Genomic DNA, 16,210 nt, shown 5'->3' with positions numbered 1-16,210 from the left:
ATCCACTGACCGACCATCAGGAAGAAAAATGCCGAAATTTGCTGCGAACCTGACCATGCTGTTTAACGAAGTTCCGTTCCTCGACCGCTTCGCGGCGGCAGCGGACGCGGGCTTCGAAGCGGTCGAGTTCCTGTTCCCGTATCCGTACTCGATCAGCGATCTGCAAAGCCGTCTCGCCGACAACAACCTGAAGCTCGTGCTGCACAACCTGCCCGCGGGCAACTGGGAAGCCGGCGAGCGCGGTATCGCGTGTCTGCCGGATCGGGTGGGCGAGTTTCGTGAAGGCGTCGGCCGCGCGATCGAATACGCGAAAGCGTTGAAGGTGCCGCAACTGAACTGCCTCGTGGGCATCCCGACGGCTGGCGTGAGCGTCCAGCAGGCGCGCGCGACGATCATCGAAAACCTCGGCTTCGCTGCGGCCGCGCTGAAGAAGGAAGGCATCAAGCTGCTGGTCGAGCCGTGCAACTCGTACGATATTCCGGGCTTTGCGCTGAACCGCTCGGCCGAAGGGCTCGACGTGATCCGCGCGGTCGGCTCGGACAACCTGTTCCTGCAGTACGACATCTATCACATGCAGCGCATGGAAGGCGAACTGGCCGCAACGATCAAGAAGAACCTGCCGTCGATCGCGCACGTCCAGCTCGCCGACAACCCCGGCCGCAACGAACCGGGCACGGGCGAGATCAACTACGCGTATCTGTTCGCCCTGCTCGATTCGATCGGTTACGAAGGGTGGATCGGCTGCGAGTACAAGCCGCGTGCGACGACTGTCGAAGGGCTTGGCTGGCTTCAGGAAATCGCCGGACAGAACGCGCGCGCTGCGGCTTGAAGCTTCGCCACTATTTTGCATGGGACGAGTGTAGGCACTCACTCTCGTCCACAAAAGGAGACTTTGAAGAATGGCAACAATCGGATTCATCGGACTCGGCATCATGGGCGCGCACATGGCGCGCAACCTCCTGAAGGGCGGGCACAAGCTGGTCGTGAACGGCAAGTTCCCGGTGCCGGACGACATCCGCTCGCAAACGAGCGTCGTGCCCGATTCCACCGCCGTCGCGCTGACAAGCGACATCGTCATCACGATGGTGCCGGATACGCCCGACGTCGCGAACGTCCTCTTCGCCGATGACGGCGTCGCGAAGGGTCTGACGAAGGGCAAGCTCGTGATCGACATGAGCTCGATCTCCCCGCTCGACACGCAGGAATTCGCGAAGAAGATCAACGCGCTCGGCTGCGATTACCTCGACGCACCGGTCTCGGGCGGCGAAGTGGGCGCACGCGAAGCAACGCTCACGATCATGGTCGGCGGCCCGGAGCGTTCGTTCGATATCGCGAAGCCGCTGTTCGACCTGATGGGCAAGAATATTTCCCTCATCGGCGATAACGGCGCGGGCCAGACGTGCAAGGTCGCGAACCAGATCATCGTCGCGCTGAACATCGAAGCGGTCGCCGAAGCGCTGCTTTTCGCATCGCGTTCGGGCGCCGATCCGGAGCGCGTGCGCAAAGCGCTGATGGGCGGTTTTGCATCGTCGCGCATTCTCGAAGTGCACGGCGAGCGCATGACCAAGCGCACGTTCAACCCAGGCTTCCGGATCGAACTGCACCAGAAGGACCTGAATCTCGCCCTCGATGGTGCACGCAAGATGGGCCTGGCCCTCCCGCACACCGCGAGTGCGCAGCAACTGTTCAGCGTGTGCGCCGCGAATGGCGGCAAGGCATGGGACCACTCGGGCCTCGTGCGCGCGCTCGAAATCATGTCGAACTTCAAGGTTGCCGAAGAGCCGGTAGAAGCGGCGAAGGCGGCCTGACCGTGGGGCGTCCCGCGTATGGGCACGCGGGACAACTGCCGCTCTGGGCTGAGGGCGGCAAGTGGGGTCCGAGAGCGGCACCCGGCGGCGCCGGGGAAGCCTTGGTCGGTCAGACGGTTTTCGTCGGGTGTCCGCGTCGGATTTAATCGAATTCAGTGAAAGGGTTGGCTCGATCGTTGCGTTCGGTGTGCATGTCACAGGCATGTCATCGATCGTCGCGGTCGCGCCAGCCCTTTTTCCTTTCCTTCTTTCATTGTTACAACTCCAGCTAACGATTCTCAGAACTATCTGATGGACCGCGCGACTAATTTGCCTAGACTGCGCGAGCGGTTCAACCGCGGTTCGTTTCGATACTGTCGTTACTTAAGGAGCTTAAACAATGGGTATTCTCAGTTTTATCAAGGACGCAGGCGAGAAGCTGTTCGGAGCGGTATCGGCCCCTGCCCAGGCTCAGGCGGCCCCCGCGCCCGTCGATGTCGCGGCGCTCAACAAGAAGGCAGGCGATGCCATCGCCACGTATATCCGCTCGCAGGGTCTCGATGCGGACAATCTCGCGGTCGCGTATGACGGCGCTTCGCACACCGTGACGGTGTCGGGCCAGGCGGCCGATCAGGCGACGAAGGAGAAGATCCTCGTCGCAGCGGGTAACGTGCAGCACGTCGACAAGGTGAACGACCAGTTGAGCGTGTCGAATCCGGCGGCGGAATCGCAGTTCCATACGGTCGTGTCGGGCGACAACCTCTGGAAGATCGCCGAGAAGTACTACGGCAACGGCGCGAAGAACGACCTCATCTTCGAGGCGAACAAACCCATGCTCAAGAGCCCGGACAAGATCTATCCGGGACAGGTGTTGCGGATTCCGGCTGCAGCCTGAACCTGCCCTGCCCCAATGAAAAACGCGAACCTCGGTTCGCGTTTTTTATTTCAGAAAGTATCGAATGTCTGCTGGATTGCTGCGGGTTTCGTTATGTTGGCGGCGAGCGCCAGCATCAAGAGCACGCGTGCTTTGTATGGGTTCAGCGTGCCGGCGCTGACCGACCCGAGCGCATCGTCCGATGCCGCGCCGTTGCGCATCACGTGGCCCGAGCCGACGCGCGATGAGCGCACGACCGCTACGCCCTGTTTCGTCGCATCGGCAAGGGCTTGCTGAAGCGTCGCGTGTACCGAGCCGTTCCCTGTGCCCGCGATCACGATGCCTTTCACGCCACCGCCGACGAACGCATCGATCGCAGCACGCGACGCACCCGCATAGCTCGCGACGATTTCGACCGCAGGCAGCGCGGCTTGCGTATCGAACGGGGCTTGCGTCGTGTGAGGACGCACGGCCGCGCGCTGGAATTCGACGCGGCCATCCTGCACCCAGCCCAGCGCGCCCACCTCAGGCGAGCGAAAAGCATCGACGGCGTAGGTGCTGGTCTTGGTGACGTCACGCGCGCTGTGGATCTGGTTATTGAACGCCACCAGCACGCCCTGCTTCCATGCGCATTTTTGCGCCGCGACGGTCACCGCGTTCAGAAGATTCAATGGGCCGTCGGCGGAGAGCGCAGTCGATGGGCGCATCGCGGCTGTCAGCACGACGGGCTTGTCGCTTTTCACCGTGAGGTGCAGGAAATAGGCGGTTTCTTCGAGCGTATCGGTGCCGTGCGTGACGACGATGCCATCGATATCGTCCTGAGCGAGCAGCGCATTGATGCGCTGGCTCAGCGCGATCCAGAGCGCGGTGCTCATGTCCTTGCTGTCGATGCTCGCTATCTGCTCGGCGTGGATCTGCGCCACTTGCGACAGCGCCGGGACGGCTTCGAGCAATTTGTCGACACCGACGACCCCAGCCTTGTAGCCAGCGGTTTTGGATGCATCGCCGGCCTGGCCTGCGATGGTTCCGCCCGTCGCCAGGACGGCGATCCGCGCGTTTAAGGTTTTGATGGGTTCCATCCACGCAATTGTACGTTGGCGCTTGAGGTTTCACCGTGTCCAAGCGCCACCGACAAACCCTAAGCCGCTTCCCTCAACTGGCTGGCAATCTCCGCTTCATCCAGCTGAGGCGCAAACATTTCGATCAGCCTATACGCATACGCCCGCAGGAACGCCCCTTTTCGCAGCCCGACGCGAGTCGTATTTGCCTCGAACAGATGCTGCGTCTCGAGCGCCACGAGCTCCGTATCGCGCTTGGCGTCATACGCCATCGCCGCGACGATGCCGATCCCCATCCCGAGCTCGACATACGTCTTGATCACATCGGCGTCGATGGCTGTCAGCACGACATCGGGCAGCGCGCCGACCTTCGCGAACGCCTGATCCACATGCGACCGTCCGGTGAAGTCATTGTCATACGTGACGATCGGATACTCGGCAACCTCTTCGAGCGTGATGTTCTCGCGCCCGACCAGCGGATGATCCTTGGGCACGACGACCACGTGATGCCACGAATAGCACGGAAACGTGACGATATCCGGATACCGGTCCAGCGCTTCTGTCGAAATGCCGATATCGGCCTCGCCATTGATGATCATCTGCGCGATCTGCTGCGGGCTGCCCTGCCGCAACGCAAGGTGCACCTTCGGAAACACTTCCGTGAACTGCCGGATCACCTTCGGCAGCGCGTAACGCGCCTGCGTGTGCGTCGTCGCGACGACGAGATGCCCGTTGTCCTGATCCGCGAACTGACGCGCGACCCGCCGCAAATTTTCCGCATCCAGCAGCATCCGCTCGATCAGCTGATGCACTTCCTTGCCCGGCTCGGTGAGCCCGGTCAGCCGCTTGCCGCGCCGGATGAAGATATCGACGCCGAGTTCGTCCTCGAGATCCTTGATCTGCTTCGACACGCCCGACTGCGACGTGTAAAGCACATTGGCGACCTCGGTCAGGTTCATGTTCTGACGCACGGCCTCGCGCACGAAACGCAGTTGCTGGAAGTTCATGTGAGCCTCTCTTCTATTGATGTCATTGCGCGGGGAACACGCGCAGCACGCGCGGCACGGCGGTCACCCCATCGCCGATATTCAGGTTCAGCTCGCGCCACGTCTCGCGATCGAGTTCGGCTTCGAGCACGTTGCCCTCGCTGCCTTCCAGCTCGATGCGCACCGAGCCGCCGAGCGTCACGACGCGCCTGACATCGACGACGATGCCGTCGCGATGACCCGACTCCGTCGGATACAGCGTGAGGTCGTGCGGCCGCACATACGCGAGCGCGGGGCCGGCGAAGTTCGCATCGGCGGCGATCGGCTTGGCCGCGCCTTGTGCCACGAAACCGTTCGCATCGACGCTGCCCTTCAGCCGGTTCGCCGCGCCGAGGAACTCGTACACAAACGACGTTTGCGGATGATCGTAGACGTCCTGCGGGCTGCCGACCTGCTCCACGTGCCCGCGATTCAACACGACGATCCGGTCCGCCACTTCGAGCGCTTCTTCCTGGTCATGCGTGACGAAGATCGTCGAGATGTGAAGCTCGTCGTGCAGGCGCCGCAGCCAGCTGCGCAATTCCTTGCGGACCTTGGCATCGAGCGCGCCGAACGGCTCGTCGAGCAACAGCACCTTCGGTTCGACCGCCAGCGCGCGAGCAAGCGCGATCCGCTGACGTTGACCACCCGAAAGCTCCGACGGAAAGCGCTGCGCGAGCCAGTCGAGCTGCACGAGCTTCAGCAGCTCATGCACCTTCTCGCGGATCACGGCTTCCGGAGGCCGCTCGCGGCGCGGCTTCACGCGCAGACCAAACGCGACGTTCTCGAACACCGTCATGTGGCGAAAGAGCGCGTAATGCTGGAACACGAATCCCACTTGACGCTCACGCGCGCCGACCTCGGCAACGTCCTCGCCGTGCAGCACGACCTGTCCCGCATCGGCGTATTCGAGGCCCGCGATCACGCGCAGGAGCGTGGTCTTGCCGCAGCCCGACGGCCCAAGCAGCGCGACGAGTTCGCCCGCCGGAAAATCGAGCGTGACGTTGTCGAGCGCGGCGAAATCGCCGAAGCGTTTTTGCAGATTGCGAACGATGATGCTCATGATGTTCCCGCCTTCAGTTCTGAATGGACGTGACAGGCGCCTCGTACGGCAAAGCCTGTGCTTCCTTGATCGATTGCGACATGCGGCGCTCCGCGATGAGCTTGAGCCCGAGCGTGACGAGCGCCAGCAGCGCGAGCAGCGACGCCACCGCGAACGCGGCCGAGAAGTTGTACTCGTTGTAGAGGATCTCGACGTGCAGCGGCATGGTGTCGGTTTGTCCGCGGATGTGGCCCGAGACCACCGATACCGCGCCGAACTCGCCCATCGCCCGCGCGTTACACAGAATCACGCCGTAGAGCAGGCCCCACTTCACGTTCGGCAGCGTCACGCGGCGGAAGATCTGCCAGCCCGATGCGCCGAGCACGTGCGCGGCCTCTTCCTCGTCATTGCCCTGCGCCTGCATCAGCGGGATCAATTCGCGCGCGACGAACGGGAACGTGACGAAAATCGTCGCGAGGACGATGCCCGGTACGGCGAAGATGATCTGCACGTCGTGCGAGATCAGCCACGGGCCGAACCAGCCTTGCGCGCCGAACATCAGCACGTAGATCAGGCCGGAGATCACCGGCGAGACGGAGAACGGCAAGTCGATGAGTGTCGTGAGGAGCGCCTTGCCCTTGAACTCGAACTTCGCGATCGCCCACGACGCCGCGAGTCCGAACACCACGTTAAGCGGCACGGCGATCGCGGCCGTAAGCAGCGTGAGCTTGATCGCGGACCACGCATCCGGGTCCTTCAGCGAATCGAAGTAGTAGTCGATGCCCTTAGCGAATGCCTGTACGAACACGGCGGCGAGCGGCACGACCAGGAACAGCGCGAGGAACACGAGCGAAATCGTGATCAGCACGTAGCGCACGGCGCGCGACTCGGTGACGGGATCGAGCTTGTGCTCCGCGAGGCGCGCGGACGCATCGATCGAAACGGCTTTCGGACTTGGCGTGCTCATGCGCGACCCCCTTCGATGTGCAGCGATCCCACGACCACCGGCACCGCGCCCGTCTTGCTCGTGCGGCGCTGCAGGAACCACTGGAGCGTGTTGATGAGGAGCAGCATCAGGAACGACACGCACAGCATCACGACCGCGATCGCAGTGGCGCCCGCGTAGTCGTACTGTTCGAGCTTCGTGATGATGAGTAGCGACGTGATCTCGGACTTCATCGGCACGTTGCCCGCGATGAAGATCACCGAGCCGTATTCGCCGAGCGCGCGCGCGAACGCGAGCGCGAAGCCCGTCAGCAGCGCCGGAAAGAGCGACGGCAGCACGACGCGCCGGAACGTGAGCCAGCGCGTCGCACCGAGGCAAGCGGCTGCCTCTTCCTGCTCGCGCTCGAAGTCCTCCAGCACCGGCTGCACGGTCCGCACGACGAATGGCAAGCCGATGAACGTCAGCGCGACGAGTACGCCGAGCGGCGTAAATGCCACCTTGATGCCGAGCGGCGCGAGAAATTGCCCGATCCATCCGTTCTCGGCGTAGACCGCGGCGAGCGAAATGCCCGCGACGGACGTCGGCAGCGCGAACGGCAGGTCGACGACGGCATCGACGACGCGTTTGAAGGGGAACGTGTAGCGCACGAGCACCCACGCGACGAGAAAACCGAACACGGCGTTGATCAGCGCGCCGCCGAGCGCTGCGCTGAACGTCAGCCGGTAGGAAGCCAGCACGCGCGGCGACGTGACGGCGCGCACGAACTGCGCCCAGTCGAGCGTGGCCGTCTTCGCGAAGGTGGCCGCGAGCGGAATCAGCACCACGAGGCTCAGATAAGCCACCGTGATGCCAAGGGTCAGCCCGAAGCCCGGCAGCGCGCTCGGTTTGCGGAAAGTGAAAGTCGTCATCCTTGATTCGTCCTGTTCCAGCGCGCCTGGGTCCTGGCGCACATCACTGCTTGGTCCATAGGCGGTCGTCAATTGCGCCGCTTCATGTGCTTGAAGGGGCATCGCTCTCGCGATGCCCCTTGTCATGCGCAACCTGCCTTACTGCGGCTGATAGATCGAATCGAAGACGCCGCCGTCGGCGAAGTGCGTCTTTTGCGCCTTGGTCCAGCCGCCGAACGTATCGTCGATCGTGTAGAGCTTCAGCTTCGGAAACTGCTTCGTCAGCTCCGCCGGGACCTTCGTCGAACGCGGACGATAGAAGTTGCGCGCCGCGATCTCCTGCCCTTCCTCGCTATACAGGTACTTCAGGTACGCGTCGGCGAGCTTGCGCGTGCCATGACGATCCGCAACCTTGTCGACGACCGAAACCGGCGGCTCGGCCAGAATGCTCACCGACGGCACCACGATCTCGAACTTGTCCGTACCGAACTCCTTCACCGACAGGAACGCCTCGTTTTCCCAGGCGATCAGCACGTCGCCCTGGCCGCGCTGCACGAAACTCGTCGTCGCGCCGCGCGCGCCCGAGTCGAGCACGCCTGCGTTCTTGTAGAGCTTCGTCACGAAATCCTTTGCGGTCTGCTCGTTGCCGCCGGGCTGATGCTGCGCGAAGGCCCACGCCGCGAGATAGTTCCAGCGCGCGCCGCCCGAGGTCTTCGGATTCGGCGTCACGATCGAAACGCCCGGCTTCGTCAGGTCAGGCCAGTCCTTGATCTGCTTCGGATTGCCCTTTCGCACGAGGAATACGATCGTCGACGTGTACGGCGAAGCGTTGTCCGGCAAGCGCTTCTGCCAGTTCTGATCGACGAGGCCCTTGGCGGCGAGCGCATCGATGTCATAGGCGAGCGCGAGGGTCACGACATCGGCCTGCAATCCGTCGAGCACCGCGCGCGCCTGACCGCCCGAACCGCCGTGCGACTGCTTGAACGTCACCGTTTCGCCGGTGTCGGCCTTCCACTTCTTGGCGAAAGCCTGGTTGAAGTCCTGATACAACTCGCGGGTCGGATCGTAGGAGACATTGAGGAACGCGGTTTGCGCGTGCGCCGCCTGAACCGCGCCCAACCCCGCAACCGCACCCAGCAAGAGTGCCGCAAACAGTCCGCGTGTGCGCGCGCGTAATCCCGCGCCTTTTCCCGATTTCCGACTATCCATTCCCCGCACTCCCTTTTATTGAGTTGACGATCGCAGTCTATCGAGGCCGTCTCATTATTAAAAATAATCGTTCTTCATTCTTTTAGATGCAAAAGTGCTAACGACCGTCCGATGCGGCGTTGCGGCTTCGGAAGCGCCGTGATCACGTGTGAAATGGCGTCCGGGAGGGCGAACTTAAAGTAAAGCTTGAAAAGCTGGGAATACTGTATAAAAATACAGTCACCTGTCCATCCATACAGTGCACCAGAGGCCCGAGCCAGTGAACAAGATGAGCAAACTAACCGCACGGCAGCAACAGGTGTTCGAACTGCTCCAGCGCGCGATCGACCGCACGGGGTTTCCGCCCACGCGAGCCGAGATCGCCGCGGAGCTCGGTTTTTCGTCGGCGAACTCGGCCGAGGAGCATTTGCGCGCGCTGGCCCGCAAGGGCGTGATCGAACTGGCGGCGGGCGCGTCGCGTGGAATCCGCCTGATCGGCGGGGACCGAGGTGAAGACGGGCCGCATCAATTGACGCTGCCGCACGCGAGCATCATGCAGTTGTCGCTGCCGCTCGTCGGGCGCGTGGCGGCGGGCAGCCCGATCCTCGCGCAGGAACACATCGCACAGACCTATTCGTTCGATCCGGCGCTCTTTTCGAGCCGGCCGGACTATTTGCTGAAAGTGCGCGGCCTGTCGATGCGCGACGCCGGCATCTTCGACGGCGACCTGCTCGCGGTGCAGAAGAAAAGCGAGGCGAAGGACGGCCAGATCGTCGTCGCCCGTCTGGGGGACGACGTCACCGTCAAGCGCTGGAAGCGCCGGAAGGATGGCGTCGAGTTGATTGCGGAGAATCCGGATTACGAAAACATCTTCGTAAAATCCGGCAGCGCGGAGTTCGCGCTCGAAGGCATCGCGGTCGGGCTGATTCGCTCGGGCGAGTTCTGACTTTCGAGCCGTTGGTATCAAGCATGTAGTGCCCATCGGGCATCTGCTTAGGTCACTCTTCCATCCATCAATGTCTGACGGCTGCCGACGCCTCGGCAAGCCGCCGTGCGTCCTGTCGCCTGGAGAAACATCATGGAACGTTTTGCCCGTTTGCTGCCTTTTCGTCAGTTCGGCCGTCTGCGGTATCTGCGCTCGCTGATTTCCTGCAAAGCGCCGGAGCCCGACACGGCGCCAGGACTTTTTGATGAGATGCCCGCGCTGCCCTCGAGCCAGCCTGCGTTCGCCCGGGTGTCGCTCAATGCGTCGGTGCATCCGGATGCCCAGCGGCGCGCGCCGGTGCGCGTGTATCGCGGGCAGTCGCGCGTGATCATGGTCGGCAATATCGACGAAGTCTCGCGCATGATCGACCGGTGCATCGATGAAGAGCGCGCGGGTGTTGCCGGCGGGCTTTTTGCGTGAGTTTTTGCGGGTTGTGTGCGGGTATCGGGATAAATCTCGCGTTGGTGCGGTCCATTAACTGACTCCACGAAACGCGAGGGTATTTCATCGAATGACCCGCACTACCAGATCGGTTCTTATCGCGCTCGTCGTGATCGTTGTCGTCGCGGCACTCGGTTTCGTGTACGCATCGCCGTATATCGCGCTCGATCGCGTCAAACGCGCCGCCGACGCCCGCGACGCGCAGACCGTCAACGAATACGTCGATTTCCCCGCGCTGCGCGACAGTCTGAAGCAGCAGGTGACCGAACTGCTGACGCGCCGTATCGATATCCAGAAGAGCGGCAATCCGCTTGCCGTGATCGGCGCGATGATCGGCGCGGCGCTGGTCGGCCCGCTCGTCGATTCTTACGCGACGCCGGATGGCGTGGCGGCGATTCTCAACGGCGTTCCGCCGCGCGGCGATCCGGGTGAGCGGCCGCCTGTGCCTTCGGCGGCGAGTGACAGCGGCGTAGCCTCCGTTCCGGCTCCCGCTCTGGAAGCACCGAAGCCGCCGCAGACCACGGCGGGGTATCGGAGCGTCAATACCTTCGTCGTGACCTACCAGCACGGCGCGGGCGACGCGCGCTATTCCGCGATCTTCCACCGTAGTGGACTGGTGTCGTGGAAACTGGTGGCCGTGGATTTGAACGGTTGAGGTCGCGAGAGGGTTAAAAAAGCACGCGCCCTCAGTTACAGCCCTGGTTGTTCGCGGTCTTGACACAAGTCTTGCCGCTCGGGCTCTTGTACACGCCCTTTCCGTTCTTCGTCTTCGCTTCGCCGCCCTTGCTCGTCTGCGTGGTCGCCACGCCGGCCTCATTTTTGTCCGACTTCCACGCGGTGCCCCGGTTCGCGTTGTAGCCGCCAGCCGCTTCTCCATTGTTGCATCGGGTCATGCCGCGTGCGTTCGTGGTGCACTCCGCGAATGCATTCGAGCAAAGCATCAGGCACGTCAATATCGCGAGTACTTTCATCATCACCTCCTGTGATGGTCGATCGCCCGTCCTCGGACGCCGGGGCGCCGTGTCAGCGCGCAGCCGATGAACGACCACGCGATCGTGTAGTCCGGAGACGGCTCCCAAGGCCGTTTGCCTGGCACCGCAAAGAACAGGCTTGATGGCGATTCGCGGGGCGAATCGGTGTGGGGTGTCGAGAAAACAAAGCCTGCGGCTCGCTAATCCGAGCGACCGCTGCTGCGGGCGAGATCGAATTCCAGCTTAGCCCCATTCGAAGCGCCACGCATTGGACCTTGGTCCTATTGCCTCTTCGCCGCGCGTCCGCGACGGTATGCGTGGGGCGTCACGCGCTCCGTGGCCACCGATCAGACGAAGAGGCCGGGCATATGACGACAGCGGCAGCATCGGCAGGCTCGCATCGCACGAACGTCCGCATGGAGATACGCGCGCTGCGCCGCCTCGGGCGGGCGAGTGCGGCCTTGGCCTTGCAATGGGCGGCGTCGGCGGCTGCGCAGGAAATGGAACCCCGCGCCTACTCGGATGTTCCGGTCGGAACGAACTTCGCCGTGTTGAACTATGCGCGGTCCAGCGGCCAGGTTCTGCTCGACCCTTCCCTGCCCGTCACCGACCTGCAGGCGAAGATCAACGCCTATTCCGTCGGCTACTCGCACAGTTTCGGCCTGGCCGGGCATACCGCAAGCATCGCCGCGTTGCTCCCCTACGCCAACGCTGATCTCACGGGCAACGTGGAGGGCACGCCCGGCCATGCCTACCGGTCAGGCATGGCGGACTTCCGCTTCAGATTCGCCGTGATTCTGCTGGGGAGTTCGGCGCTCACGCCGGAAGAGTTCGCCCGCCGCACGCCGACTACCACACTCGGCGCGAGTCTGAGCATCGCCGCGCCGACCGGACAATACTGGCCCACCCGTCTCGTCAACGTCGGCGCGAATCGTTGGGCATTCAAGCCGGAAATCGGGCTGTCGCAGCCGATCGGCAAATGGTTCATCGAGGGCTCGGCAGGCGTGTGGGTTTTCGCCGACAACTCCGATTTCTTCAACGGCCATCGGCGCAGCCAGTCCCCGCTGCCGGTCTTTCAGTTGCACGGCGGCTATGGCTGGCACCCGGGCCTCTGGATCGCTGCGGACGTCACGTACTACACGGGCGGTCGCACGAGCGTGGACGGTGTCGAGAACGAGGACCTGCAGCGCACGGTGCGCTACGGTTTGACGCTGTCCGTGCCGCTCGCCGCGCAGTGGTCGGCGAAGTTCGGCTGGTCGCGCGGGCTGACGGCGAGCGCCGGCGGAAATTTCCAGACGTTTTCTGCCGCGCTCCAATACCGGTGGTTCAATCGTTGAGACGGCTCACGCGATCGGCTTACTGCCGTGCCGCCAGCCGAATCGCGTCAGCAATGTCCCCGCTCAACTTGGCGAGCGCCCGGCTGTGCGCATCGACGAGCGCGTCGTACCCGGCTGCACTAACAGGTTCATGCGCGATGGTCCGGCCGGTGACCGCCGCGCCCTTCGGCGGTCGCACCGACCACAGCACCGCGATCGTCGCCATCTCGCCCGGCGCGGATTCGAAGCTTTGCACGTCGATCCGCACGCGGTACGCGTCCGGACTGTCCGGCGCCTGCGCATACCCTGAGACCAGCGCGCCCGGCAGCAACTGCGAGAGGTTCGCCGCGAGCACGCGCGAAATCTGGCTGCGCAACGGATCGGCCCAGCGCGCGAACTCGTCGATGGTCACTTGCGTCGCGCCGGTTCTCAGCACGAACTGGGGCCGCTCGACGAGTTCCGGCACGGTGATCGCGTCGATCATGACGCGCAGCGGCGGCGGCTGCACTGCCACGGGAGCACTTTCCGACGAAGACGAAGCCGAAGGAGCCATCGGGCTCAACGTATAGAAGGACGCGCGCGGCGACGTCGAACAGCCGCCGGCCAGCATCGACATCATCGCGATCAACACCGCCGCGACGTTCAGGAAGCGCATCACGGTTTCTCCTCCGCCGGCTTGCCACGAATGAGCGCCTCGGGATGGCGTTCGAGATATTCGGCGAGCGCGCGGAACGCCGCCGCCGTGCGCGACAGTTCGCGCAACGTTTCTGTCGTGCTCTGCGCGATCGCGGAGTCGGGCTTGAGCGTGCGGTCGGCGGCATCGAGTGCCGTGCGCGCGGCGCGCAAGGTATCCCGCGCCTCGGGTGCGACGCTCGTATCGAGTGTCTTGAGCAGCTTGTCCGCTGTGTTCAGCGTGCCGCGCAGGTCTTTCCCGATGCCTTCGAACGGAATTTTGTTCAGCCGCGCGATCAGCGCCGTCACCGAATCCTGCAGCGACTGCAAGCCGCCTGGCACCGTCGGCATTTCGGGCGGCTGCCTGTCCCAGTTCATCGAAGCCTTCGGCGCATTCGGGAAGAAGTCGACGGCTATGTAAAGCTGCCCGGTTAGCAGGCTTCCGGTTCGCAACTGCGCGCGCAGGCCGTTCTCGACCAGCATCTGCGCGAGCGCGCGCCGATCGCCGCCGACTCTGCCGCCCTTTTCGCCGGATTCGTAGCGCGACGTGAAGCGCTCCGGATAGAAATGCACTTCGACCGGGATGCTGAACTCGCGCTTGACCGGGTCGTAGCGCGTGTTGATCGCCGCCACCTCGCCCACGACGATGCCCCGGAAATCGACCGGCGCGCCCACCGTGAGGCCGCGCACCGATTCCTTGAAATTGAACACGTAGTCGTCGACGATGCGGTCGTGGCGCTTCATCGCTTCGGCACGCGTATCGTAGAGCGCGAAGACGGAACGCGGCGCGGCCTCGGCGACGTCGACCGAATCGGGCGCGCCCTGAAAAGCAAGGCCGCCGATCAGGATCGACACCAGCGATTCCGTGTTGAGCTTCACGCCGCCTGTATCGAGCGAGACGTCGATGCCGCTTGCCTGCCAGAAGCGCGTGTCGCCCTTCACGTATTTGTCGTAGGGCGCGTTGACGAACACCTGCAGGGTGACGCCGGAGCCGTCGGCATCGAGTTCGAAGGCCGTGACCTGTCCCACCTGCAAACGCCGGTAGTACACAGGCGAGCCGACGTCGAGCGAGCCCAGGTTTTCCGCCTTCAGCATGAACTCGCGCCCCGGCACGCCGCTCGCGAAGACGGGCGGCACCTCCAGCCCGACAAATGCGCGCCGCTCCTTAGTCTGTGTGCCGATGTCCATGCCGATGTACGAGCCGCTCAACAGCGTGCCGATGCCCGACACCGTGCCGCCCGAAATGCGCGGGCGCACGACCCAGAAGCGCGTATCGTCGACGAGCATGCTGGTTGCGTCCTTGGAAAGTTCCGCTGTCGCGACGACGCGCTTGTGATCCGGCGCCAGCACGACGCTCGTGACCACGCCAATATCGACGTTCTTGAACTTGATCTTGGTCTTGCCCGCCTCCAGGCCCTCGCCGGTGACGAAGCTGATGGTGATCGTCGGGCCTTTCTCCAGAATCGCCTTCACCGCGAGCCACCCGCCGATCAGCACCGCGATCAACGGCACGAGCCACACCAGTTGTACGCGAAAGCGCGAGCGCGGCTTGGCGACGGCTTCCGGGAACTCGGGATCGTCGTGCGAATCGGGTGGCCTAGCCACGATTCTTCTCCGCCGCGTCCCAGATCAGGCGCGGATCGAACGACATCGCGGCGAACATCGTGAGCACGACCACCGCGCCGAATGCGATCGCGGCCGGCCCGGCGTGAATCGTCGCGAGCGCGTTGAACTGCACGAGCGCGACCAGCAGCGTGACGACATAGATATCGAGCATCGACCAGCGCCCGACGAATTCCACCACCCGGTAGATGCGCGTTCGCTGCGTCGGCTGCCAGCCTGAACGCGCCTGCGCCGACACGACGAGAAAGATCAGCGCGAGGATCTTGAGCATCGGCACGGCGATGCTCGCGATGAAAACCACGACCGCGAGCGGCCACGAGCCCGAGGTCCACAGGTACACGACGCCGGAGAGGATCGTGTCCTTCTGCGCGCCGAAAAGCGAACTCGTGTCCATCATCGGCAGGGTGTTGGCTGGGATGTACAAGATGATCGCGGCAACCAGAAACGCCCATGTGCGGGCAAGGCTCTCGGGCTTGCGAAAGTGAAGTTCCGCGCCGCAGCGCGGGCAGCGTGCGTCGTGCGCGTGCGGCGCCGCCTTCGAAAGCAGGCCGCAATCGTGGCACGTGAAGAGCCCGGCCCGCGCAGCGGTATGCGCCGCAGCCGATACGTGAGGCGCGTAGGCACGCGGCGTGGCGCCGCTCGTCAGCGTGGCGATGCGTTCCCAGAACTCGCGCGGATCGAAAGCGGCGGAGATGGCGGCGAGCAGCAGCATCAGCGCGCCGAACGCCCACAGCGCAATGCCCGGCACCACGCCCGCGATATGCGCGAGCTTCACCAGCGCGACCAGCACGCCGAGGATCAGGACCTCGGTCATGCCCCACGAGCCCGCCCATTGCAGGAAGCGGAACGCGACGTCGGGCCGTTGCGGCGGGCGTCCGAGCCGCAACGGCAGCAGCAGGTACGCGATCGTCACGAGTTGCAGCAGCGGCATCAGGAGCGTCGTGAAGAGGACGAGCCCGGCGAGCGGCCACATGCCGTCGCGATACAGGATGCGGACGGAGCCGAACAGGGTCGTCTGCACGATGTCGCCGTTCACCGAGAGGCCCACGATCGGAAAGGCATTCGCGATACCGAAAAGCACGATCGCCGCGAGCGTCAGCGCGAGCGAACGGTTCAGGCTGTCGGGACGGTTGCGATACAGCTCCGCGCCGCAACGCGTGCAGCGCGCGGTGCCACCGCCCGGCAGCACCGTTTCGCGTTGCAGCAGGTCGCACTCGTGGCAGGCGATCAGCGGTGCGTCGTTCATGGAGGCGGCCCCTGCGTGCTTCCCGCCGAGGCCGGCGCCGCCGCCGACGCAGGAGCGGCCGCTTCCGGGGCAACCGGGCCGCCGTTCGCGCCGTACATCGTCGCGGTCATGCGCTCGGCGTTCGTCACCCAGCCGCCGCCCATCGACTT

Annotated in this window: 17 protein-coding genes; 7 read left to right on the top strand and 10 right to left on the bottom strand. The window is 63.9% G+C overall.

The features are described from left to right. Positions 1-28: 28 nt before the first annotated feature. The 3 genes from hyi to lysM all read left to right on the top strand — a co-directional run bounded on the left by hyi (position 29) and on the right by lysM (position 2,682). Positions 29-829 (top strand): hydroxypyruvate isomerase, encoded by an 801-nt coding sequence (gene hyi, locus AWB65_RS16985; protein WP_087668271.1) that lies wholly within the window; start codon positions 29-31, stop codon positions 827-829. A 70-nt stretch (positions 830-899) separates the two neighbouring features. After that, positions 900-1,808, top strand: coding sequence for a 2-hydroxy-3-oxopropionate reductase (locus AWB65_RS16980; RefSeq protein WP_087668270.1), 909 nt, complete (start codon positions 900-902; stop codon positions 1,806-1,808). A gap of 379 nt (positions 1,809-2,187) precedes the next feature. Further along, positions 2,188-2,682 (top strand): peptidoglycan-binding protein LysM, encoded by a 495-nt coding sequence (lysM, locus tag AWB65_RS16975; protein ID WP_087668269.1) that lies wholly within the window; start codon positions 2,188-2,190, stop codon positions 2,680-2,682. A 50-nt stretch (positions 2,683-2,732) separates the two neighbouring features. On the opposite strand, the gene AWB65_RS16970 is transcribed toward lysM, so the two are convergent. The 6 genes from AWB65_RS16970 to AWB65_RS16945 form a co-directional block, all read right to left on the bottom strand. Further along, positions 2,733-3,740 (bottom strand): asparaginase, encoded by a 1,008-nt coding sequence (locus AWB65_RS16970; protein WP_087668268.1) that lies wholly within the window; start codon positions 3,738-3,740, stop codon positions 2,733-2,735. Between the two features lie 59 nt (positions 3,741-3,799). Further along, a complete protein-coding gene (locus AWB65_RS16965; RefSeq protein ID WP_087668267.1) occupies positions 3,800-4,726 on the bottom strand; it encodes a CysB family HTH-type transcriptional regulator in 927 nt (308 codons plus the stop codon). 22 nt (positions 4,727-4,748) lie between these two features. After that, positions 4,749-5,807, bottom strand: coding sequence for a sulfate/molybdate ABC transporter ATP-binding protein (locus AWB65_RS16960; RefSeq protein WP_087668266.1), 1,059 nt, complete (start codon positions 5,805-5,807; stop codon positions 4,749-4,751). A gap of 13 nt (positions 5,808-5,820) precedes the next feature. Beyond that, on the bottom strand, positions 5,821-6,753 hold the full coding sequence (gene cysW, locus AWB65_RS16955; RefSeq protein WP_087657480.1) for a sulfate ABC transporter permease subunit CysW: 933 nt from the start codon (positions 6,751-6,753) through the stop codon (positions 5,821-5,823). After that, positions 6,750-7,640 carry a sulfate ABC transporter permease subunit CysT gene (cysT, locus tag AWB65_RS16950; protein ID WP_087668265.1) on the bottom strand — a complete coding sequence of 297 codons (891 nt, stop codon included), beginning with the start codon at positions 7,638-7,640 and terminating at the stop codon, positions 6,750-6,752. The genes cysW and cysT overlap by 4 nt, the downstream gene beginning before the upstream one ends. Before the next feature lie 138 nt (positions 7,641-7,778). Next, entirely contained in the window at positions 7,779-8,828 is a 1,050-nt protein-coding gene (locus tag AWB65_RS16945; protein WP_087668264.1) for a sulfate ABC transporter substrate-binding protein, read from the bottom strand. 268 nt (positions 8,829-9,096) lie between these two features. Here AWB65_RS16945 and lexA point away from each other — a divergent pair, with 268 nt between their 5' ends. The 3 genes from lexA (at position 9,097) to AWB65_RS16930 (ending at position 10,888) form a co-directional block, all read left to right on the top strand. Next, on the top strand, positions 9,097-9,753 hold the full coding sequence (gene lexA, locus AWB65_RS16940; RefSeq protein ID WP_087668350.1) for a transcriptional repressor LexA: 657 nt from the start codon (positions 9,097-9,099) through the stop codon (positions 9,751-9,753). A 132-nt stretch (positions 9,754-9,885) separates the two neighbouring features. Beyond that, the gene (locus AWB65_RS16935; protein WP_087668263.1) at positions 9,886-10,212 is read left to right on the top strand and encodes a hypothetical protein; all 327 of its coding nucleotides are present in this window, start codon (positions 9,886-9,888) and stop codon (positions 10,210-10,212) included. Positions 10,213-10,303: 91 nt separating this feature from the next. Beyond that, positions 10,304-10,888: a DUF2939 domain-containing protein gene (locus AWB65_RS16930; RefSeq protein WP_087668262.1), complete on the top strand. Its 585-nt coding sequence runs from the start codon at positions 10,304-10,306 to the stop codon at positions 10,886-10,888. Between the two features lie 31 nt (positions 10,889-10,919). On the opposite strand, the gene AWB65_RS16925 is transcribed toward AWB65_RS16930, so the two are convergent. After that, entirely contained in the window at positions 10,920-11,204 is a 285-nt protein-coding gene (locus AWB65_RS16925; RefSeq protein ID WP_087668349.1) for a hypothetical protein, read from the bottom strand. Positions 11,205-11,572: 368 nt separating this feature from the next. Here AWB65_RS16925 and AWB65_RS16920 point away from each other — a divergent pair, with 368 nt between their 5' ends. Further along, entirely contained in the window at positions 11,573-12,541 is a 969-nt protein-coding gene (locus tag AWB65_RS16920) for a transporter (RefSeq protein ID WP_235007653.1), read from the top strand. 19 nt (positions 12,542-12,560) lie between these two features. Here the strand turns inward: AWB65_RS16920 and AWB65_RS16915 are convergent, their stop codons facing one another. The 3 genes from AWB65_RS16915 to AWB65_RS16905 are packed head-to-tail and all read right to left on the bottom strand — an operon-like array spanning position 12,561 to position 16,061. Next, a complete protein-coding gene (locus AWB65_RS16915) occupies positions 12,561-13,175 on the bottom strand; it encodes a PqiC family protein (RefSeq protein ID WP_087668261.1) in 615 nt (204 codons plus the stop codon). Then, complete coding sequence (locus AWB65_RS16910; RefSeq protein WP_087668260.1) at positions 13,175-14,797, bottom strand: PqiB family protein; 1,623 nt, start codon at positions 14,795-14,797, stop codon at positions 13,175-13,177. The genes AWB65_RS16915 and AWB65_RS16910 overlap by 1 nt, the downstream gene beginning before the upstream one ends. Beyond that, the gene (locus AWB65_RS16905) at positions 14,790-16,061 is read right to left on the bottom strand and encodes a paraquat-inducible protein A (protein ID WP_087668259.1); all 1,272 of its coding nucleotides are present in this window, start codon (positions 16,059-16,061) and stop codon (positions 14,790-14,792) included. The genes AWB65_RS16910 and AWB65_RS16905 overlap by 8 nt, the downstream gene beginning before the upstream one ends. Positions 16,062-16,210 lie beyond the last annotated feature (149 nt).

It is taken from the genome of Caballeronia humi (assembly GCF_001544475.1).
Lineage (GTDB): Bacteria > Pseudomonadota > Gammaproteobacteria > Burkholderiales > Burkholderiaceae > Caballeronia > Caballeronia humi.
Note: the sequence above shows the minus strand (reverse complement) of the source record. Positions and strands in the feature narration are given on the sequence as shown.